Origin of the sequence: Nocardioides panacis, assembly GCF_019039255.1 — a bacterium.
Lineage (GTDB): Bacteria > Actinomycetota > Actinomycetes > Propionibacteriales > Nocardioidaceae > Nocardioides_B > Nocardioides_B panacis.
This window is the reverse complement of the sequence record NZ_CP077062.1, coordinates 4,580,403-4,599,137: the sequence shown is the minus strand read 5'-3', so window position 1 is coordinate 4,599,137 and position 18,735 is coordinate 4,580,403. Positions and strand designations below refer to the sequence as shown.

The 18,735-nt window shown below is 72.0% G+C and carries 20 protein-coding genes, 2 tRNA genes and 1 pseudogene; 12 read left to right on the top strand and 11 right to left on the bottom strand.

All coding sequences use genetic code 11. The features are described from left to right. Positions 1-8 precede the first annotated feature (8 nt). On the bottom strand, positions 9-896 hold the full coding sequence (locus KRR39_RS22380) for a DNA-methyltransferase (protein WP_216939564.1): 888 nt from the start codon (positions 894-896) through the stop codon (positions 9-11). Positions 897-944: 48 nt separating this feature from the next. Between KRR39_RS22380 and KRR39_RS22375 the strand changes: the two genes are divergently transcribed. Together KRR39_RS22375 and KRR39_RS22370 are read left to right on the top strand one after the other, a co-directional pair. Continuing rightward, positions 945-2,069, top strand: coding sequence for a glutamate--cysteine ligase (locus KRR39_RS22375; protein ID WP_216939563.1), 1,125 nt, complete (start codon positions 945-947; stop codon positions 2,067-2,069). Between the two features lie 46 nt (positions 2,070-2,115). After that, on the top strand, positions 2,116-2,547 hold the full coding sequence (locus KRR39_RS22370; protein WP_216939562.1) for a DUF5709 domain-containing protein: 432 nt from the start codon (positions 2,116-2,118) through the stop codon (positions 2,545-2,547). 53 nt (positions 2,548-2,600) lie between these two features. Here the strand turns inward: KRR39_RS22370 and KRR39_RS22365 are convergent, their stop codons facing one another. Then, positions 2,601-4,094, bottom strand: a complete 1,494-nt coding sequence (locus tag KRR39_RS22365) for an NAD(P)/FAD-dependent oxidoreductase (protein WP_216939561.1) — start codon at positions 4,092-4,094, stop codon at positions 2,601-2,603. Positions 4,095-4,285: 191 nt separating this feature from the next. Between KRR39_RS22365 and KRR39_RS22360 the strand changes: the two genes are divergently transcribed. After that, complete coding sequence (locus tag KRR39_RS22360; protein WP_216939560.1) at positions 4,286-5,659, top strand: mycothione reductase; 1,374 nt, start codon at positions 4,286-4,288, stop codon at positions 5,657-5,659. A gap of 18 nt (positions 5,660-5,677) precedes the next feature. Here KRR39_RS22360 and KRR39_RS22355 read toward each other — a convergent pair whose 3' ends face one another. Next, positions 5,678-7,357 carry an alkaline phosphatase D family protein gene (locus KRR39_RS22355; protein WP_254185354.1) on the bottom strand — a complete coding sequence of 560 codons (1,680 nt, stop codon included), beginning with the start codon at positions 7,355-7,357 and terminating at the stop codon, positions 5,678-5,680. 105 nt (positions 7,358-7,462) lie between these two features. On the opposite strand from KRR39_RS22355, the gene KRR39_RS22350 reads away from it, so the two are divergent. The 6 genes from KRR39_RS22350 to KRR39_RS22325 are packed head-to-tail and all read left to right on the top strand — an operon-like array spanning position 7,463 to position 11,180. Further along, entirely contained in the window at positions 7,463-8,281 is an 819-nt protein-coding gene (locus KRR39_RS22350) for a DUF1206 domain-containing protein (RefSeq protein ID WP_216939559.1), read from the top strand. Further along, entirely contained in the window at positions 8,271-8,828 is a 558-nt protein-coding gene (locus KRR39_RS22345; protein ID WP_216939558.1) for a GNAT family N-acetyltransferase, read from the top strand. Before KRR39_RS22350 ends, KRR39_RS22345 begins: the two co-directional genes overlap by 11 nt. Positions 8,829-8,837: 9 nt before the next feature. Beyond that, positions 8,838-9,503 (top strand): ion channel, encoded by a 666-nt coding sequence (locus KRR39_RS22340; RefSeq protein ID WP_216939557.1) that lies wholly within the window; start codon positions 8,838-8,840, stop codon positions 9,501-9,503. Beyond that, positions 9,500-10,426, top strand: coding sequence for an ATP-binding protein (locus tag KRR39_RS22335; protein WP_216939556.1), 927 nt, complete (start codon positions 9,500-9,502; stop codon positions 10,424-10,426). The genes KRR39_RS22340 and KRR39_RS22335 overlap by 4 nt, the downstream gene beginning before the upstream one ends. Next, a complete protein-coding gene (locus KRR39_RS22330; protein WP_216939555.1) occupies positions 10,423-10,848 on the top strand; it encodes a FluC/FEX family fluoride channel in 426 nt (141 codons plus the stop codon). Before KRR39_RS22335 ends, KRR39_RS22330 begins: the two co-directional genes overlap by 4 nt. Further along, the gene (locus KRR39_RS22325) at positions 10,845-11,180 is read left to right on the top strand and encodes a fluoride efflux transporter FluC (protein ID WP_254185353.1); all 336 of its coding nucleotides are present in this window, start codon (positions 10,845-10,847) and stop codon (positions 11,178-11,180) included. The genes KRR39_RS22330 and KRR39_RS22325 overlap by 4 nt, the downstream gene beginning before the upstream one ends. Here KRR39_RS22325 and KRR39_RS22320 read toward each other — a convergent pair. Further along, a complete protein-coding gene (locus KRR39_RS22320; protein ID WP_216939554.1) occupies positions 11,171-11,521 on the bottom strand; it encodes a metallopeptidase family protein in 351 nt (116 codons plus the stop codon). The two genes, KRR39_RS22325 and KRR39_RS22320, sit on opposite strands and share 10 nt — an antisense overlap. A 107-nt stretch (positions 11,522-11,628) precedes the next feature. Here KRR39_RS22320 and KRR39_RS22315 point away from each other — a divergent pair. Further along, positions 11,629-11,701: transfer RNA gene (locus KRR39_RS22315), tRNA-Glu, on the top strand. Positions 11,702-11,795: 94 nt separating this feature from the next. Here the strand turns inward: KRR39_RS22315 and KRR39_RS25350 are convergent. The 3 genes and pseudogenes from KRR39_RS25350 to KRR39_RS22305 form a co-directional block, all read right to left on the bottom strand. Beyond that, a complete protein-coding gene (locus KRR39_RS25350; RefSeq protein ID WP_254185352.1) occupies positions 11,796-11,993 on the bottom strand; it encodes an SGNH/GDSL hydrolase family protein in 198 nt (65 codons plus the stop codon). Between the two features lie 28 nt (positions 11,994-12,021). After that, positions 12,022-12,381, bottom strand: a pseudogene (locus tag KRR39_RS26400) (SGNH/GDSL hydrolase family protein); the annotation flags it as partial. 265 nt (positions 12,382-12,646) lie between these two features. Further along, positions 12,647-13,375 carry a GDSL-type esterase/lipase family protein gene (locus KRR39_RS22305; RefSeq protein ID WP_216939552.1) on the bottom strand — a complete coding sequence of 243 codons (729 nt, stop codon included), beginning with the start codon at positions 13,373-13,375 and terminating at the stop codon, positions 12,647-12,649. A gap of 272 nt (positions 13,376-13,647) precedes the next feature. Between KRR39_RS22305 and KRR39_RS22300 the strand changes: the two genes are divergently transcribed. Together KRR39_RS22300 and KRR39_RS22295 are read left to right on the top strand one after the other, a co-directional pair. Beyond that, positions 13,648-13,724, top strand: a tRNA-Asp gene (locus tag KRR39_RS22300). Between the two features lie 165 nt (positions 13,725-13,889). Beyond that, positions 13,890-14,483, top strand: a complete 594-nt coding sequence (locus KRR39_RS22295) for a malonic semialdehyde reductase (protein WP_216939551.1) — start codon at positions 13,890-13,892, stop codon at positions 14,481-14,483. Positions 14,484-14,547: 64 nt separating this feature from the next. Here the strand turns inward: KRR39_RS22295 and KRR39_RS22290 are convergent, their stop codons facing one another. Genes KRR39_RS22290 through KRR39_RS22275 form a run of 4 tightly spaced genes read right to left on the bottom strand, consistent with a single transcriptional unit; the run spans position 14,548 to position 18,709 of the window. After that, a complete protein-coding gene (locus KRR39_RS22290) occupies positions 14,548-15,318 on the bottom strand; it encodes an SDR family oxidoreductase (protein WP_216939550.1) in 771 nt (256 codons plus the stop codon). 29 nt (positions 15,319-15,347) lie between these two features. Further along, a complete protein-coding gene (locus tag KRR39_RS22285; protein WP_216939549.1) occupies positions 15,348-15,890 on the bottom strand; it encodes a ribose-5-phosphate isomerase in 543 nt (180 codons plus the stop codon). A 34-nt stretch (positions 15,891-15,924) separates the two neighbouring features. Next, positions 15,925-17,652: a dihydroxyacetone kinase family protein gene (locus KRR39_RS22280; RefSeq protein WP_216939548.1), complete on the bottom strand. Its 1,728-nt coding sequence runs from the start codon at positions 17,650-17,652 to the stop codon at positions 15,925-15,927. A gap of 34 nt (positions 17,653-17,686) precedes the next feature. Continuing rightward, positions 17,687-18,709, bottom strand: coding sequence for an NAD(P)-dependent alcohol dehydrogenase (locus KRR39_RS22275; protein ID WP_216939547.1), 1,023 nt, complete (start codon positions 18,707-18,709; stop codon positions 17,687-17,689). Positions 18,710-18,735: the final 26 nt, after the last annotated feature.

Here is an 18,735-nt window from a genome sequence, read left to right as displayed (position 1 = left end):
CGTCACCGTCAGGCTCCGGGGAGCGGGCCGCCCTCGGCGTCGAGGTAGGTGGTGCCGGCCGGCAGCCGGGCCCGCATCACCTCGACCGCCTCCGGGTTCTCGTCGACCAGCACGAACCGGCGGCCCATTGCGGCGGCCACCGCGCCCGTCGTACCGCTGCCGGCGAAGAAGTCCAGCACCCAGTCCCCCGGCCGCGACGACGGCTGCAGCACCCGGCGCAGCACGCCCTCCGGCTTCTGGGTCGGGTAGCCGGTCTTCTCCTTGCCGCCGGTGGGCACGATCGTGTGCCACCACACGTCGGTCGGCAGCTTGCCGCGGAGCGCCTTCTCGGGCCCGACCAGCCCGGGGGCGAGGTAGGGCACCCGCTCGATCTGGTCCTGGTCGAACAGGTGCGCGCCCCGGCGCTTGACGTAGACCAGGATCGTGTCGTGCTTGGCGGGCCACCGGGTCTTGCCGCGGCCGCCGAAGTCGTAGGCCCAGATGATCTCGTTGAGGAAGCAGTCCCGCCCGAAGATCTGGTCGAGCAGCACCTTGCAGTAGTGCGACTCGCGCTGGTCGAGGTGCACGTAGAGCGTGCCGGACTCGGTGAGCAGCCGCCGGGCCTCCTCCAGCCGCGGCGCCAGGAAGCCGGCGTAGTCGGTGAAGGTGTCCGGGTAGGACATCCGCCCGGTCTCCTCGCTGCGGTAGCGCCGGCCGCCGAAGCCGGTGCGGTCGCCGCCGGCCTCCTCGCCGCTGCCGTCCTGCACCGTCCGGAGGGTACGGCGGTCCCGTCGGCCACCCGTGTTGAACGGCGGGTCGATGTAGACGAGCTGGAACGACTCGTCCGGGAGCTTGGCCAGCACCGCGGCGTTGTCGCCGTGGACCACCACGTCGGCGGAGGTCGCGAGATCGATCACCGGGACATCCTCGCAGCCGACGGCCCGGCACCTGTGATTCGATGGACCGTGACCATCGAGTACGCCGCATCGGCCGGGCCGACGCTGGGCGTCGAGTGGGAGTTCGCTCTGGTCGACAAGTCCACGCGCGACCTGTCCAACAACGCCAGCCAGCTGTTCGACCGGGTCCGCGAGTCCCTGGGCGAGCAGCCCCAGCTGCACAAGGAGCTGCTCCGCAACACCGTCGAGGTGGTCACCGGGATCACCCGGTCGGTGCCCGAGGCGATGGAGGACCTGGCCTCGACGCTGCGGCTGGTGCGGCCGGTCGCCGACGAGCTGGGCGTCGACCTGTACTCCGCGGGCACCCACCCGTTCGCACAGTGGTCGAGCCAGCTGCTCACCCCCGGCGCCCGCTACGAGGAGCTGATCGAGCGGACCCAGTGGTGGGGCCGGCAGATGCTGATCTGGGGGGTGCACGTGCACGTCGGCGTCCAGCACCGCGACCACGTGATGCCGGTGGTGTCCTCGCTGCTCAACTACTTCCCGCACCTGCAGGCGCTCTCCGCCTCCTCCCCCATGTGGTCGGGGACCGACACCGGCTACGCGAGCAACCGGGCGATGATGTTCCAGCAGCTCCCGACTGCCGGGCTGCCCTTCCAGTTCGAGACGTGGGAGGAGTACGAGTCGTTCGTCGAGGACCACTTCCGGACCGGGGTGATCGACTACCTCAACGACATCCGGTGGGACGTGCGGCCCTCCCCGAAGCTCGGCACCGTCGAGGTCCGGATCTGCGACGGCGTCTCCAACCTCCGCGAGCTGGCCGCGCTGACCGCGCTCACGCACTGCCTGGTCGTCGACCTGACCGACCGGCTCTCGGCCGGCGAGACGCTGCCCACGATGCCGCCCTGGCACGTCCAGGAGAACAAGTGGCGGTCCGCGCGCTACGGCCTCGACGCGGTGATCATCCTGGACGCCGCCGCGAACGAGCGGCTGGTCACCGACGACCTCGCCGACCTGCTCACCCGGCTCGAGCCCGTCGCGGCCCGGCTCGGCTGCGCGGACGAGCTGCGCTCGGTCGACGAGATCACCCGGGCCGGGGCGTCGTACCAGCGGATGCGGCGGGTGGCGGCCGAGACCGGCGGCGACCTCGTCGCGGTGGTCGACTCCGTGGTCCGCGAGCTCGACCTCTCCTGAGGGCCCCGGTGGGGTTGCGCTTGAGTCGTCCGGGTAAGCCTGGGACATGAGCGAGAACAGCGGCGAGAACGAGACCTACAACGACTACAGCGTCGACGACGAGGACCAGCCGCAGGGCGACGGCGACAGCCTGGTCAGCGACCGGGGCCTCACCGAGCCCCTCGACGAGGGCTACTCACCGCCCGAGAAGTGGTCGGTGGCCGAGGGCTTCGGCAACACGCCCTACGAGGAGGAGGTCGGCGAGACGCTCGACCAGCGCATCGCGCAGGAGGAGCCCGAGCCGGACCCCTACGCCGAGGCGGAGCTGGACCGCGAGGACGTCGGCGGCGAGGTCGGCACCGAGCGCGCCGGCCGGCTGGTCGACGAGGACGAGGGCCTCGGCCCGGACGTGGACTCCGAGATGATCGGCGAGGACGTCGGCATCGACGGCGCCGGCGCGAGCGCCGAAGAGGCCGCGGTCCACGTCATCGAGGACTGAGGCGCCGCCAGACGCGCCGGGTCAGCGGTCGGCGGGCCGCCAGACGCGCCGGGTCAGTGGGCGGGGGCGGTCTCCTCGTGGTGGACGCCCCGCTCGCCGGAGTCGGTGAGCCGGGCCTCCTCAGCGGCCTGCGCCTCGAGTTCCGCGCGGCGGGACGCCTCCAGGAGGTTCTGGGTCGCCTCGTAGTCGCCCGGGCTGCTGACCAGGTCGGAGGCACCACCCTTGAGCCGCTGCAGCGCGGCGCGGGCGAAGATCTGCTGCTCGGTCGCGGTCCGCTCCGAGCGGCCGCGGCCGAGGAAGCTGACCGCCCAGTGCGCCAGCGCGCCGACCCGGTTCTTGAACCCGGTCATGTAGACGAGGTGGACGGCGAGCCACATCAGCCAGGCGACGAAGCCAGTGATCCGGATCCTGCCCACCAGCGCGACCGCGCGGAACCGCGAGATCGTCGCCATGCTGCCCTTGTCGAAGTACTTGAACGGCTCCTGGGGCGCCTGCCCGTCCGAGAGCCGGGCCTTGATCTCCTTGGCGGCGTACTTCGCGCCCTGGATCGCCACCTGGGCGACGCCGGGAAGGTGGTCGAGGCTGATCATGTCGCCGACCACGAAGACCTCCGGGTGCCCCGGCAGCGTCAGGTCGGGGTTCACGCCGATCCGGCCGGCCCGGTCGACCGGGGCGCCGGACTGCTCGGCGAGCAGCTTGCCGAGCGGGCTGGCCTGCACGCCCGCGGCCCACACCTTGGTGGTCGCCTCGATGCGCCGGCGGGTGCCGTCCTTGTCCTGGACGTCGATGCCCCACTCGTCCACGTCGACGACCATGGCGCCGAGCTGGACCTCGACGCCGAGCTTCTCCAGGGCGACCTTGGTCTTCTCGCCGAGCTTCGCGCCGAACGGCGGCAGCACCTGCGGCGCGGCGTCGAGCAGGATGACCTTGGCGGCGCGGGTGTTGATCCGCCGGAAGTCGTGGCGCAGCGTGCGGTGCGCGAGCTCGGCGATCTGGCCGGCCATCTCCACGCCGGTCGGGCCCGCGCCGACCACGACGAAGGTGAGCAGCCGCTCGATCTCCTCCTCGCTGTCGGAGATCTCGGCGAGCTCGAACGCGCCGAAGATCCGACCGCGCAGCTCAAGGGCGTCGTCGATGCTCTTCATGCCCGGGGCGAACTCGGCGAACTGGTCGTTGCCGAAGTAGGACTGGCCGGCCCCGGCCGCCACCAGCAGCGAGTCGTACGGCGTCACGGTGACCCGGTTCAGCACCTTCGAGGTGACCGTGCGCGCGGCGAGGTCGATGTCGGTGACCTCGCCCAGGATCACCCGGGCGTTCTTCTGCCCGGAGAGCACCTCCCGGGTCGGCGGGGCGATCTCGCCCTCGGAGAGGATGCCGGTCGCCACCTGGTAGAGCAGCGGCTGGAAGAGGTGGTGCGTGGTCTTGGCCACCATGGTCACGTCGACGTCGGCGTTCTTCAGCGCCTTCGTGCCGAACAGCCCGCCGAAGCCGGACCCGATCACCACCACCTGGTGACGGTCGCTGCTGGGGGTGCTGACGTTCGCCATGGACTGGCCTCTCCCTGGGTGGATCCGCCGGACGGGCACTGCGTACCCATTTTCGGCCTTCTGCTCACACAACGCATCCCCGGTCGGTCTGCTTGCACCCCGCGACATGTCCTGGCTCACAGTTCCGCGGCGCGCCCCGCCTGGGACCGGGCCCGACGTGTCACCAGGATCACAGCGGGCAGGATGGGGAGGTGAGCACCCACTACGACCTGGCCATCATCGGCACCGGCTCCGGCAACTCGATCGTCGACGAGCGGTTCGCGGACCGCCGGGTCGCCCTCCTCGAGAAGGGCACGTTCGGCGGCACCTGCCTGAACGTCGGCTGCATCCCCACCAAGATGTTCGTCTACCCCGCGGACATCGCGCTGTCCGCGGCGCAGGGCGGCAGCCTCGGCGTGGAGACCCGGTTCGACGGGGTGCGCTGGCCCGAGGTGCGGGACCGGATCTTCGGCCGGATCGACCCGATCTCGATCGGCGGGCGCCGCTGGCGGGCCGACTCGAACGAGAACGTGACGCTGTACGAGGGGCACGCCCGGTTCGTCGACGTCCGCACCCTCGACACCGGCACGGGCGAGACGATCACCGCGGACCAGGTCGTCATCGCCGCGGGTGCCCGGCCCGTCGTACCGGAGATCGAGGGCCTGGCGGGGGTCGGCTTCCACACCAGCGACACCGTGATGCGGCTCGAGAGGCTGCCCGCCCGGATGCTGATCATCGGCGGCGGGTTCGTGGCCGCGGAGTTCGCGCACGTGTTCGGCTCGTTCGGCACCCAGGTGACGATCGTGAACCGGTCGAACGGGTTGCTGCGTGCCGAGGACGACGACCTCTCGGCGGCGTTCACCGAGGTCGCCCGGGCCCGCTGGGACGTCCGCCTGGAGACCGTGGTGACCAAGGCCGAGGCGTACGACGGAGGGGTCCGCGCCCAGCTCTCGGACGGCAGCACCGTCGAGGTGGACGCGGTGCTGGTCGCGGCCGGGCGGCAGCCGAACTCCGACGGCCTGGACCTGGACCGGACCGGCGTCGAGGTCGACGAGGACGGCGTCGTGGTGGTCGACCGGCACCAGCGCACCGGCGTCGAGGGCATCTGGGCGCTCGGCGACATCGCGAACCACTTCCAGCTCAAGCACGTCTCGAACCTCGAGGCCCGGGTGGTCCAGCACAACCTGCTGCACCCCGACGACCTCTGGGAGTCCCGGCACGACGTGGTGCCGAGCGCGGTGTTCTCCAACCCGCAGGTCGCCAGCGTCGGGCTCACCGAGCGGCAGGCCGGCGAGCGGGGCGTGCGGCACGTGGTCGCACAGCAGCGCTACGGCGACACCGCCTACGGCTGGGCCATGGAGGACACCACCGGCTTCGCCAAGCTGATCGCCGACCCGGACACCGGGCTGATCCTGGGCGCGCACATCCTGGGGGCCCAGGCCTCGAACCTGCTGCAACCGCTGGTGCAGGCGATGAGCTTCGGGCAGACCGCGCACGACGTCGCCCGGGGGCAGTACTGGATCCACCCGGCCCTGATGGAGGTCGTGGAGAACCTGCTCCTCGCCCTGCCCGCGCCGCCCGGCTGACCCCTGGGGCCCCGCCGGTCAGCGGGGCTCGACCAGGACGTCGGCGACGGTGTCCAGGCGCGGGTGCAGGTGGTCGCCGCCGACGACGGTGCCGGTGTGCCAGCGCACGTCGAGGCCGTCCGCGCGGTCCTCGACGATCGCGATCGAGTTGTCGAACCACGGACCCGCCAGGTTCTTCCACGAGAACGGCGCATCCGGCACCTTCGCGGACCGGGCGACCACCTTGCCGATCGGACCGGCCACGGCGTAGGCCAGGACCGCGGTGGCGAAGCGCATCTTCCGCGGCAGCGGGTTGCGGATCGGCGAGCAGACCGCCTGGATGATCCTGCTGCTGCCGGGCGGGTGCTCGCGCTGCACCTCCGAGAGGTAGGAGTGGTGCACGTCCCCGGACAGGAACGTCACCGTCTGCGGGGCCGCGCCGCGCCGGCCGTCCGCCACCTCGACGGCCATCTGCGCGACCCGCTGGAACGCCTTCTGGAACGCGCCCCAGTGCTCGAGGTCGACGGCCTGGCGGAGCTTCTCGCCGAGCGCCGCGGACCGCTTGCCCCACGCCCCGTTGCCGACCGCCTCGCTCCAGGCCTCGAGGTAGTGCAGGCCGGGCGGCAGCAGGAACGGCAGCGATGTACCGATGAACAGGTGCTTCACGTCGCCGCGCATCTGCTCGTCGAGCCAGGCCATCTCGGCGTCGTCGAGCAGGTCGCGGCGGTCCGGCTCGAGCACCCGGGCGGCCCGGGAGTCGATCACCACCAGCCGGTTCCCGGAGATCTCGCGGGAGTAGCTCCACCGGTAGGTCTCGGGCTTCTGGTCGACCCGCTCGGCGAGGTCGCGGAGCCGCTCGGTGAGGTCGAGCTCGTCGCCGGCGGACTGGTGCCGCAGCACCTCCTGCCAGATGTCGTCGGCGGCGCGCTCCTCCGGGGAGAGGTTCCCGAGGTGCTGGTGCACCCAGTAGGACACCAGCCCGGACACGATCCGCTCGTGCCACCAGGAGGTCTTCTCGATCTCCTGCTTCCAGGCGTAGGAGGTGTTCCAGTCGTCGCGGACGTCGTGGTCGTCGAAGATCATCGAGCTCGGCAGCGTGGAGAGCAGCCACCGGTTCAGCGGGTCGCTCCAGGCCAGCTCGTAGAGGTGGGAGTACTCCTCGTAGTCCTTGAGCTCCTTGCCGGGCGGCTGCTCGATGTCGCGGCGGGACTCGATGAACCGCTGCATCTCCTCGGTGGTCTCGTCGGCGTAGACCTGGTCGCCGAGGAACAGCACCAGGTCCGGCCAGCGGGCGTCCCGGTCGGTCGCCATCCTCAGCGCGAGGCTGCGCAGCGCGTCGACGCCGTGCGTGGTGTTGCCGGCCTCGTCGTGCCCGACGCTGGTGCGGCACGACCCGAAGGCCATCCGGAGCGGCTTGTTCGGCTTGAGCGTGGTCAGCACGCTCGGCGGGAAGTCGCTGCCCTCCTCCCCCTCGGCCGGCGGCCACACCTGCTGCCCGTCGAGCTCGACGGTGTACGGCGCGATGGTGCCCGGGGCGAGGCCCTCGATCTCGACGAGGGCGTAGTGGTGGCCGTGCACGCGGAACGTCCGGGCGTCCCAGGAACGGTCGTCGGCCCGGACGGTCACCAGCGCGGCGTCACGGGTCTGCACCCACAGCGAGGTCGACGTCTCGTCGACATACCGGACGAGCGGGCCGAGGACCAGGGGAGGTGTGCTCACGGGGTCCGTTCTACCCGGCGGACAGGTGGATCGAACCGGCGGCCCGGCAAAGCGTGACCCGACCCGAAAGCGGGTACGTTCCCCCCGGAAGCCGGGAGGGCGAACATGAACGCATCGACACACGCGGAGCAAGCAGGACGTCGTGCAGACAACAGCGAGTGGATGGACCGGGCGGTCCGGGTGGGACTGGTGTCCTACGGGGTCGTGCACCTGGTCCTCGCCTGGCTGACCCTGCAGCTGGTCATCGGGGGCGGCGGGGGCCAGGCATCGAACAAGGGCGCCATGCAGGAGCTCGCCCAGAACAGCATCGGCCTGTTCTTCCTGTACGTCGCCGCGGTCGGGTTCCTGGCCCTGGTGGCGTGGCAGGCGCTGGAGGCGATCTGGGGCCACACCGACGAGGACGGCGGCAAGCTTGTCCTCAAGCGATCCATCTCCGGGGGCAAGGTGGTGCTCTACGGCTACCTCGCCTACAGCTGCTTCAAGACCGCCATCGGGGCCTCCTCGAGCGGCGGCGGCACCGAGGGCATGACCGCCCAGGTGATGAAGCTCCCCGCCGGACAGGTGCTCGTCGGCCTGATCGGCGTCGGGGTGCTCGTGACCGCCGGGTTCCTGGTCTACCGGGGCTGGAAGGAGAAGTTCCTCTCCAAGCTCGACACCCAGGGCAAGACCGGCAAGGACGGCAAGGCGTACGTGCTGGCCGGCAAGGTGGGCTACATCGCCAAGGGCGTGGCGCTCGCGGTGATCGGCGTGCTGTTCCTCTTCGCCGCGTTCACCCACGACGCGCAGAAGTCCGCCGGCCTCGACCAGGCCCTGCACAAGGTGCTCCAGCAGCCGTTCGGCGGCCCGGTCCTGGTGGTCATCGCGATCGGCTTCGCCTGCTACGGCGTCTTCTGCTTTGCCTGGGCGCGACACCTTGACCGCTGACGCCGGCTTCGGCACCGACCGTCTGGTGCTGCGCAGCTGGTCGCTGGCCGACGGCCCGGCGTTCTTCGACCTCTACCGTCGGTGGGAGGTGGCCCGCTGGCTGGGCGCCGCCCCGCAGGCGCTGCTCTCCCTCGACGAGGCGGAGGCCCGGATCACCCGCTGGGCCGAGCGGAACCTGGAGAGCGAGGTGGAGGGCCGCTGGGCGGTCCAGCGCCGCGAGGACAGGCGGGTGCTCGGCACGGTGCTCCTGGTCCCGCTGCCCGACGGCGCCGGCGAGTTCGAGGTCGGCTGGCACTTCCACCCCGACGCCTGGGGCCACGGCTACGCCACCGAGGCGGCCCGCGGCGCGCTCCGCTGGGGCTTCGACCGCGGCCTGGACGAGGTGCACGCAGTCGTGCGCCCGGACAACGCGCCCTCCCTCGCGGTCTGCGACCGCCTCGCGATGACCCCGCTGGGCCGCACCTCCCGCTACTACGACACCGAGCTCGAGCTGTTCCGGACCCGCGAGGCCCCCCGGGCACCGGCCGACCCGACCGTGCCCCGATAGCCTGCCGACATGCCGAGGTGGCTCGACTTCCTGCGACGTACGCCGTGCCTGGTCCTGCTCGTGGTCCAGCTCGCCGGCGTCGTGCTCTACCCGTTCATGGAGGAGACGTACGCCGGGCGCGCGGCGTTCGCGCTGTTCGGGCTGCTGGTCCTCGCGCTGGTGGTGCTCACCCTGCGGGTCACCCCGTTCCTGACCTGGGTCGCGCTGCTGGTCGCGGCGCCGTCGGCGGTGCTGCTGGCCGTCTCGGCGGTCAGCGGTGACCCCGGCCTGTTCGTGTGGTCCGCGGTGTTCGAGATGCTGCTCTACCTGTACGCCGCGCTGAGCATGCTGGCCTACATGCTCCGCGACGACCGGGTCACCACCGACGAGCTGTTCGCGATCCCCGCGGTGTTCACCCTGCTGGCCTGGGCCTTCGCCTACCTCTTCGTCGTGGTCCAGGCGCTCGACCCGGGCGGGTTCAGCACCGGCGGCCAGGGCACCCGGACCTGGATGGAGCTGCTGTTCCTGTCCTTCACCACGCTCTCCAGCACCGGTCTCTCGGACATCACGCCGATCTCGGGCCATGCCCGCAGCGTGGTCATGATCGAGCAGGTGGCCGGGGTGTTCTACATCGCGATGGTGGTGACCCGGCTGGTCGCGCTCCGGGGCCAGCGGGCCGCCGGGAGGCAGTCGTGAGCGTGCTGGTGCTCGAGCCCGAGCCGCGCTCGGTCCGCCGGGCGCGCGTCTGGGTGATCGAGGCGCTGTCCGCGATCGGCCGCTCCGACCTCGGGGACGCCGCCGAGCTCGGCGTCTCCGAGCTGGTCACCAACGCGATCCTGCACGCCGACCCGCCGATCACGGTCCGCGTCGGCGGCACCGTCGCGCACCCGCGCGTGGAGGTGCACGACACCTCGCCTGCACCGCCGCGGATCCGCGACATGAACGACGACGACCGGCTGCTCGCGACGGTCGGGCGCGGCCTGGGCATCGTGGCGACGTACTCCACGAGCTGGGGCGCCGAGGTGACCCCGCGGGGCAAGGTCGTCTGGTTCGAGCCGGCCGGCGAGGACGTCGGGGAGGGCCCGGCGCCCGTCGGGGAGGTCTTCGACCTGGGCGGCTACGTCGAGCAGCGGCTGGCCGGGGCCGGCGAGCCCGCCGAGCGGCTCGCGGTGCACCTGCTCTCGATGCCGGTGCAGGTCTTCGCGCACTACCGCGGCTGGTACGAGGAGCTGCGCCGCGAGCTGCGGCTGCTGGCGCTCAACCACGGCCGGGTCTACCCGCTCGCGAGCGAGCTGTCCGCGCTGACCCTGCAGGTCGAGCAGGAGCGCCGGCAGGCGGTCGGCTTGGACCGTCTCGACGCGGCCATCGCCGCCGGCGAGCAGCGCGTGGACCTGGTGTACCGCGTCCCGGTCACCGCCGGCGAGACGATGGGGCGGCTGCGCGAGCTGCTCGAGGAGGCCGACGTCTTCTGCCGCGAGCAGCGGCTGCTCACCCTCGAGCCGACCGCCCAGCAGCTGGCGCTGCGGACCTGGTACCTCGGCGAGTTCACCCGCCAGGCCGCCGGCGAGCAGCCGGTGCCCTGGTCCGGATCCCTGAGCGTCGAGGCCGACCCGCGGTGACCCCCCGGTCCGCCCTGCGACCGTCCCTGGTGGGCGCCGTCGCCGTGGGCGGCGCGATCGGCGCGGTGCTGCGCTACGCCCTGACGCTGGCCTTCCCGGACCCGTCCGACGGGTTCCCGTGGACGATCTTCGCGATCAACGTGGTCGGCTGCGCGGTCCTCGCGACGCTGCCGGCGATCCCCGTGCTCCGGCTGCACCCCGTCCTGCCCCCGCTGCTCGGCCCGGGGGTGCTGGGCGGGTTCACCACGCTGTCCACGTTCGCCGAGCAGGCCCGGGCCCTGGTCGCGGGGGGCCACGTGGTCACGGCCACCGCCTACGTCGTCGGCAGCGTGGCGGTCGGCCTGGTCGCCGTCGCCCTCGCGGACCGGCTCAGCTCGGTGGTGGCCCGGGTGGAGTTCCTGGGCGAGGAGGGCGACCAGTGAGCTGGCTGCTGGTGGCGATCGGGGCGGCCGTCGGCGCCCCGCTGCGGTACGTCGCGGGGAACCTGCTCGACGGCCGCCTGCCCCGCGGCACGATCCTGGTCAACTGGGCCGGCTCGCTGCTGCTGGGCTGGTTCGCCGGCCTCGCCCTGAGCGGCGACGGGCTCGCCCTGCTCGGCACCGGCTTCTGCGGAGGGCTGACGACGTTCTCCTCCTTCGCCGTGCAGACCCACGACCGCGGTGCGCGGCTGGGAGCGGTGAACGTGCTGCTGACCGTCGTACCGGCCCTGGCGCTGTGTGCCGTGGGCTTCTGGGTCGGCGCCGCTCAGGCGTAGCCGAGGTCGTGCAGCCGGTCGTCGTCGATGCCGAAGTGGTGCGCGATCTCGTGCACGACGGTGATCCGGACCTCGTCGACGACCTGCTCCTCGCTCTCGCACATCGCCAGCGTGGGGGCGCGGAAGATCGTGATCCGGTCCGGCAGCGCCATCGTGTAGCCCTGCCCGCGCTCGGTCAGCGGCGTGCCGTCGTACACCCCCAGCAGGTCCGGGTCGCCGGCCGGCGGGTCGTCCTCGACGAGCACCACGCAGTTGTCCACCAGCGCCGCCAGCTCGGCCGGCACGGTGTCCATCGCGTCGGTCACCAGCTCCTCGAAGCGGGCGCGGGACATGTCGATCACGGCCCCATTGTGTCCGGTGCGGCGAATTTTGTGGCGCTGCGGAGCGGGCCCTATGCTGTGACGGTCCCCGACGGCAGTCGTGCCTGACGGCCTCTTCGAGGGAGCTTGCCCCCATCGTCTAGCGGCCTAGGACCCCGCCCTTTCACGGCGGTAGCACGGGTTCGAATCCCGTTGGGGGTGCTGATCCAACAGGGCCTCTGACCTGCGAACCGCGGGCCGGGGCCCGGGCTTCGTGGACGCACCCGGGCCTGACAGCCGGCCCGCGTCGTGCAGCTCAGCGCAGCAGGCCCTTGCCCGCCGTGGCGTCCGCCATCCGCATCGCCCCGAACGCGTTGGGGTGGATCCCGTCACCGGAGTCGTACTGCGGGTCCAGCGTGTGGTCGGCGCCCTCGAGCCGCCGGGCGAAGTCGATGTGGGTGGTCGGCCACTCGCTGCGGATCCAGTCGTTGACCCGGAGCCGCTGGTCCTGCATCACCGGGTGCCACGGCCAGTTGAGGTTCGTCGGGGGGAATCGTCGCGACGTAGACGCGGATCCCCCGGGCGGCGCCCCTCTTCACGAGCTTGCGGTAGTCGGCCCGGTACTGGGCGTCGGTGAGGTGCGCCAGGTCGTTGACGCCGATCTCGACGATCACCGCGCTGGGTGCGGGTCGGGCGCGGAGCACCTCGGGGCCGAAGGTCTCCAGCAGGGTCTGCGGGTAGATGCACCCTGGGGTCGCGAGGCACTGGCCCGGGTGACCGATGGCCCGGGTCTGGGTGCAGCGGTAGCCGCAGAGCAGGTTCCGCGCGCGTGACGGCCACCGGTCGCGCAGCCGGGACGCCGGCGCGATCCCGCGGCCGGCGGTGAGGGAGTCACCGACCATGTAGAGCATCCGCGGCGCCTTGGCCGGCGAGCCGGTGGTGGTGAGGGTGGCCGAACCACCCAGCATCGTTCCCAGCAGGAACCCGAGCACGGCCGCTGTGATCCCCCCGAAGCTTCATATGCGGGACGATACCGGCCGGATCTGGTCGCTTCGGCTCACCCCAGTGCCCGGCCCGGGTACAAACCGTTCGAATCCCGTGGGGTGCTGGACCTCAGGTGCGCGACGCACCGGTGCGGTCCGGCCCTGGTCGGCCCGTCCCGACGGCCTAGAGCCCCAGCCCCACGGTGGCGTCCGCCATGCGCATGGCACCGAACGCGTTCGGGTGGATCCCGTCACCGGAGTCGTACCGCGGGTCCAGGGCCTGGTCCGTGCCCTCGAGGCTCCGGGCGAACTCGACGTGCGTGGTCGGCCACTGCCTGCGGATCCAGTCGTTGATCCGGAGCCGCTGGGCCTGGATGGCGGAGTGCCACGGCCAGTTCGTGTTCGTCGGGGGGATCGTCGCGACGTACACCGGGATCCCGCGGGCGGCGCCCCGGGCGACCAGCTCGCGGTAGCCGGCCTGGTACCCGGCGTCGGAGAGGTGCGCCAGGTCGTTCACGCCGATCTCGACGACCACCTCGCTCGGTGCGGGCTGGGCGTCGAGCACCTCGGGCCCGAAGGTGTCCAGCAGGGTCTGCGGGTAGTAGCAGCGCGGTTTCGCGAGGCACTGGCCGGTGTGTCCGACGGCCCGGGTCTGGGTGCAGCCGTAGCCGCAGATCAGGTTCCGGGCACGTGCGGGCCAGGCGTCGCGCGGCCGGAGCTCCGGGGCTATCCCGAGCCCGACCGTGATCGAGTCACCGACCAGGTAGAGCATCCGAGCCGACGAGGGGCTCGGGGCGGTCGGGCTGGGGGTGGCGGTCGGGCTGGGGGTGGCGGTCGTGACGCTCGGGCCGGTCCTGGCGCCCGGACCGGTCGCGGTGGGCCTGGTGAGGAGGACGGCCGAGGCACTCAGCACGGCCCCCAGCACGAACGCGAGGAGGACGGCGATGATCCCCCCGAAGCCTCATGGGCGGAGGATACCGGCCGGCCCGGGTCGGCCCACCCGGTCGGGTGGGCCCTCGTGCCGGGGTGCCCACCTGCCTCCGGAGGGGGTGGGCTAGGCTCGTACGACGCCTCCTGGCGCGGGTGCGCGCAGGTTCGAATCCCGCTGGAAGGCACTCGATTCGGAGCGGCGGGCAGGGATGGGTTAGCCTTTCCACCGCCCAGCAATGAGCAGCAGCACAGCAAGGCCCCGTAGCGCAGTTGGTTAGCGCGCCGCCCTGTCACGGCGGAGGCCGCGGGTTCGAGTCCCGTCGGGGTCGCCAGACCTCAGCTCGCCCCGGACGACCCAGTCGTCCGGGGCGAGCTGCATTTAACCGACGGGGCGAACCCGCCTCCGGCTGGTCGAGCCTGACCACTCCCGCCCGCAGGTGACCCGCCTCACGCACCTCACCAGGAATGTTGAAGCGTCAATCATAGTTCTGGTGTGCATGACTTCCTTGACGCTGTCCCCCGAGGCCCAGGACCTGCTCTTCCGCGAGGCCCGCACCGCGAACGCCTTCACCGACGAGCCGGTCACCGACGAGCAGGTCGCGGCGATCTACGACCTCGTGAAGTACGCCCCCACCGCGATGAACACCCAGCCGCTGCGCGTGCTGCTGGTCCGGGACGGCGAGCCGCGCGAGCGGCTGCTCAAGCACATGGCCGACGGCAACCGCGACAAGACCGCCGGTGCGCCCCTGGTGGCCGTGCTGGCCGCCGACACCGACTTCCACGACCACCTCGCCCGGACCTTCCCGCACTTCCCGGGTGCCCGCGACGTGTTCGCCGACGACGCCGCGCGCGAGCAGGCGGCGACGTTCAACGCCACGCTGCAGATCGGCTACTTCCTGCTGGGCGTCCGCGCCGCGGGTCTCGCCGCCGGACCGATGGGGGGCTTCGACGCCGCCGGCATCGACGAGGAGTTCTTCGCCGGCCGCAACCTCAAGTCGCTGCTGGTGGTCAACATCGGTCGCCCCGCCGAGAACGCCTGGTTCGACCGGCTCCCCCGCCTCGACCACGACGAGGTCATCCTCGAGGCATGAGCGGGCGGGGCCAGCGGGGTCAGCGGGGTCAGCGCGGTCAGCGCGGTCAGCGCGGTCAGCGCGGTCAGCGGATGGTGTAGCCGCCGTCCACCAGCAGGTCGGCGCCGTTGATCATGTCGGAGGCGTTGGACGCCAGGAACAGCGCGGAGGCCGCGATCTCCTCGGGCTCCGCGAACCGGCCCGTGGGGATCTGGCTCTTGAGGGCATCGCCCTTCGGGCCGGCCCACGCCTTGCGTCCCAGATCGGTCATCACGACGGTCGGCGAGAGCGTGTTGACCGTGACACCGCGCCCGGCCCACTCCGAGGCGAGCACCTTCGAGAGCCCCACGACCGCGAACTTCGAGGCGCAGTACGCCGCGTGCTGGTCCAGGGCGACCGTGGCCGCCTGGGAGGCCAGGTTCACGATCTTGCCGCGGCCGGCGCGGAGCATGTGACGGCCCACGGCCTGGCAGACCAGGAAGGTACCGCGCAGGTTGACCGCCAAGGTGGTGTCGAACGCGGTCACGGACAGCTCCTCCGCGGGCCCGAGGATCGCGACCCCGGCGCTGTTGACCAGGACGTCGATCCGGCCGAACCTCTCCATCACCTGCTCCACCGCGGCCGTCACGGAGGACTCCACCGTGACGTCGCAGGCGACGCCGAGGCTTCCGTCCCCCAGCTCGCTCGCCACGGCGGCGGCAGCCGATCCGTCCAGGTCCAGGACGGCGACGAGCGCCCCCTTGGCGGCGAAGGTGCGAGCGATCGACGCTCCGATGCCCGATGCCCCTCCGGTGATCACCGCCACCGAGCCCGTGAGCCCGAAGTCGAGATCGATGCTGCCTGACACGTCCTTCATCGAGCGCTCCTCACCTGTCGTCACTTCGGTCACCCACGCACGCCATCGGGACGCGGGGTTCTGGCCAGCTCCTCGTCGTCGCGCAGCGTGTCTGCGCGGTCCGCGTCGCCGTTGCCGAGCTCGTACGCCGAGAGCGCGCGAACCTTCGTCGCCGAGCCCGATGACTCGTCGAAGCGGTAGTCCAGCCACTCGAGGGCCAGCCGGCGCGCGAGGCCCAGGCCGATCACCCGCTGTCCGAAGCACAGGACCTGGGCGTTGTTGCTGAGCACCGACCGCTCCACGGAGAAGCTGTCGTGAGCGGTCACGGCCCGCACACCCGCCACCTTGTTGGCACTGATGGCCACTCCCAGTCCCGTGCCGCAGACCAACAGGGCCCGGTCGACGCGTTCCTCGGCCACCAGCCGGGCCGCCGCCACCGCGACGTGCGGGTACGGCGTCTGATCGTCCTCGCCCACGCCGACGTCCACGACCTCGAGGACCCGCGCGTCGTCCCGGAGGACTCCTTTGAGCACCTCCTTGTACGCGAGACCGGCATCGTCGCTCCCGACCGCGATCCGCCACTTGGCAGTCATCAAGAAGACCTTCCTCGTTCTGGTTGTGACCGGGTCACGGTGTCGTGGCCAGGAAGGGTGCCACCGCGCGGACGCACAGGGCGAACGACGTCGCTCCCGCGTCCGGCGTGCCGACGCTGCGCTCGGCCAGCGGCCGGGCCCGGCCCAGCCGGGGCCGGAGAGCGGCCGTGGCCACTGCTGCCTCGGCGCTGAGGTCGGCCGCGCCGGTCCAGGCCTCGGCGAGACCGACGCCGTCGCGGAGCGACTCGTCGAGCGCGTCCACGAAGGGCAGGAACGCGTCCACCATCGTCTTGTCGCCCGGCTTCGCCTCGCCGAGACGCTGGATCGCCTCGAGCCCGGCTCGAGCTGCCGCGGCCACGTCCGCCGGCGCAGGCTGCGCCTGGTCGCTGAGACGCGCGCCGAAACTGCGCAACGCCGCTCCCCAGAGAACGCCCGACGTCCCACCCGCGCGGGCGGCCCAGCTGTCTCCGGCCGCACCCAGCACGGTTGCCGCTCCCGAGCCGCGGGCAACGGCCTCGCGTGCCGCGTCGACGGCCGCGCTGATCCCCTTGGCCATGCCGCGACCGTGGTCGCCGTCTCCGGCGACGGCGTCGATCCGACCGAGCTCCTCCTCGTGCCCCACCAGCTCGCCCTGCATGGCCTCGAGCGCCGCCACGACCACGCGGGCGCACCGCTGGGAGGCCTCTGACCCGGGCACCAGCGTCGCCGCCGGCGCGTCGGGCAAGGTGGTGTGCTGGGTCGAGCGGAGCGGCGCGGCCGACGGCTGGGCCGCCCCCTTGCGGTAGGCGGGGGTCTGCGCCGGGGCTCGCCACAGGCGCTCGAGCTCGTCGTCGAGGTAGACCAGGGTGAGTGAGCATCCCGCCATGTCCAGGCTGGTGACCAGCTCGCCGACCTCCGGCTCCACGACCTCCAGTCCTTGCTCGGCGAGCAGCCGGGAGACCGTGCGCCAGACCACGAACAGCTCTTCGTACTTGGTGGTCCCCAGTCCGTTCAGGATCGCCCCGACCTTGGGGCCCGAGCCAGGCGGTCGCTCCGCAAGCACGCCCTCCACCAGGCGCTGGGCGAGGACCGCTGCTCGAGGCAGCTCGTCCTCGCCGACACCGGGCTCGCCGTGGATGCCGAGACCGACGCCCATCCGCCGGTCGGGGACCGTGAAGAGCGGCTCGTCTGCGCCCGGCATCGTGCAGCCCGCGAAGGCGACGCCAAGCGTGCGGGTCCGGTCGTTCGCGAGACGCGCGACCCGCTCGACACCGTCGAGGTCGTACCTCTCCTCGGCAGCCGCACCGGCTACCTTGAAGACCACGAAGTCACCGGCGATCCCGCGTCGCTTGTGCTTCTCCTCCACCGGCGCGCTGGCGACGTCGTCGGTGACGAACACCACGCGAGTGTCGACGCCCTCGTCGGCCAGCCGCTTCTGGGCCAAGGTGAAGTTCATGACGTCGCCTGCGTAGTTGCCGGTGCTGAAGAGCAGCCCGGCCCCGGACGCGGCGGCCCGCCCCACCTCGTAGGCGTCCTCGGCCGAGGGGGAGGTGAAGATGTTGCCCACGACCGCGCCGTCGGCGAACCCGTGCCCCACGACCCCGCAGAACGCCGGGTAGTGACCGGACCCGCCGCCCACGACCACGGCGACCTTGTCGGCCGGGGTCTGGTGCGCACGTACGACGCCTCCCGGCACGCCCACGACGGACCCTCGGTGAACGTCCAGGAAACCTTCCAGCATGTCATCGGTGAACCGATGGGGATCGTCGTACAGACGCGTCATCGAAGGTCCTTTCTGCCGGCGGGAGGCGCCGGGGTCAGTGCTGAGGGTTGATGATCGACTTCACTGCGCGAGCGTCGACGGTGGCCGCGAGCAAGGCGTCCTCGGAACTCTTGAGCGGGAAGTGGCCCGTGACGAGCCGATCGAGCGAGACGCGCCCGGAGGCGGCGAGCCCGATCGCCGTCGGCCACGTGTTGGCGTAGCGGAAGGTGCCGGTCAGCTGGATCTCCCGGCTCTGGATCACCCCCAACGGAACGGCGAGCTCGTCGCCGCCCATGCCCACGAGGACCGCACGCCCGGCGCGGGCCAACGACCTGAGGCCCTCGTCGGTGACCCCGGAGTGTCCGGAGCACTCGAGAAGGACGTCCGGCTCGAAGCCGCTGTCGGCCACGCTCCCGGAACCGGAGTCCAGCACCGCGGTGGCACCGAGCTCGCGGGCGAGCTCCAGCCGGTGCGGGTTGATGTCGGCCACCACCACCTCCTGGGCTCCGAAGGCGAGGGCGCACTGGGCCGCAACCAACCCGATGGCGCCGGCCCCGGTGACCAGGACCCGGCTGCCCGGCCCGACGTGGGCCTTCTGGTTCGCCCAGACCCCCACCGAGAGAGGCTCGAGCAGGGCCGCGGCGTCGTCACTGATCGAGTCGGGCACCGGGTAGGCGAAGCCGGCGTGCAGGGTCACCACCTCGGCGAGCGAGCCGTCGATCGGCGGGGTGGCGAAGAAGCGCATCCCGGGACACAGGTTGTACTTCCCGGCCCGGCACTGCGCGCAGGTCAGGTCCGGCACCCCCGGCTCGAGCGAGACGCGCTGGCCGATGCGGGACGGGTCGACGTCCGCGCCGACCCCGATGACGACGCCGGCCGACTCGTGCCCGAGCACCATCGGGCTCTCGACGACGAAGTCACCGATGCGACCGTGCTGGAAGTAGTGCACGTCCGAACCGCAGACGCCCACGGCCGTGACCCGGACCTGGACCTCGTGGCGTGCGGGGTCGGGGACGGGCCGCTCCTCGATGACGAGGTCGCCCGGCGACCTCAGGACGCAGGCTCGCATGGTGCTCATGGGAATCCCTTCAGAAGTGGTCGGCC

Coding starts and splice junctions, on each gene's coding strand:
- KRR39_RS22370 (WP_216939562.1), top strand. CDS start 2,116: ATGAGCGAGAACAGCGGCGAGAACGAGACCTACAACGACTACAGCGTC.
- KRR39_RS22365 (WP_216939561.1), bottom strand. CDS start 4,094: ATGGCGAACGTCAGCACCCCCAGCAGCGACCGTCACCAGGTGGTGGTG.
- KRR39_RS22350 (WP_216939559.1), top strand. CDS start 7,463: ATGAACGCATCGACACACGCGGAGCAAGCAGGACGTCGTGCAGACAAC.
- KRR39_RS22340 (WP_216939557.1), top strand. CDS start 8,838: ATGCCGAGGTGGCTCGACTTCCTGCGACGTACGCCGTGCCTGGTCCTG.
- KRR39_RS25350 (WP_254185352.1), bottom strand. CDS start 11,993: ATGCAGGACCAGCGGCTCCGGGTCAACGACTGGATCCGCAGCGAGTGG.
- KRR39_RS22295 (WP_216939551.1), top strand. CDS start 13,890: ATGACTTCCTTGACGCTGTCCCCCGAGGCCCAGGACCTGCTCTTCCGC.
- KRR39_RS22290 (WP_216939550.1), bottom strand. CDS start 15,318: ATGAAGGACGTGTCAGGCAGCATCGATCTCGACTTCGGGCTCACGGGC.
- KRR39_RS22285 (WP_216939549.1), bottom strand. CDS start 15,890: ATGACTGCCAAGTGGCGGATCGCGGTCGGGAGCGACGATGCCGGTCTC.
- KRR39_RS22280 (WP_216939548.1), bottom strand. CDS start 17,652: ATGACGCGTCTGTACGACGATCCCCATCGGTTCACCGATGACATGCTG.
- KRR39_RS22275 (WP_216939547.1), bottom strand. CDS start 18,709: ATGAGCACCATGCGAGCCTGCGTCCTGAGGTCGCCGGGCGACCTCGTC.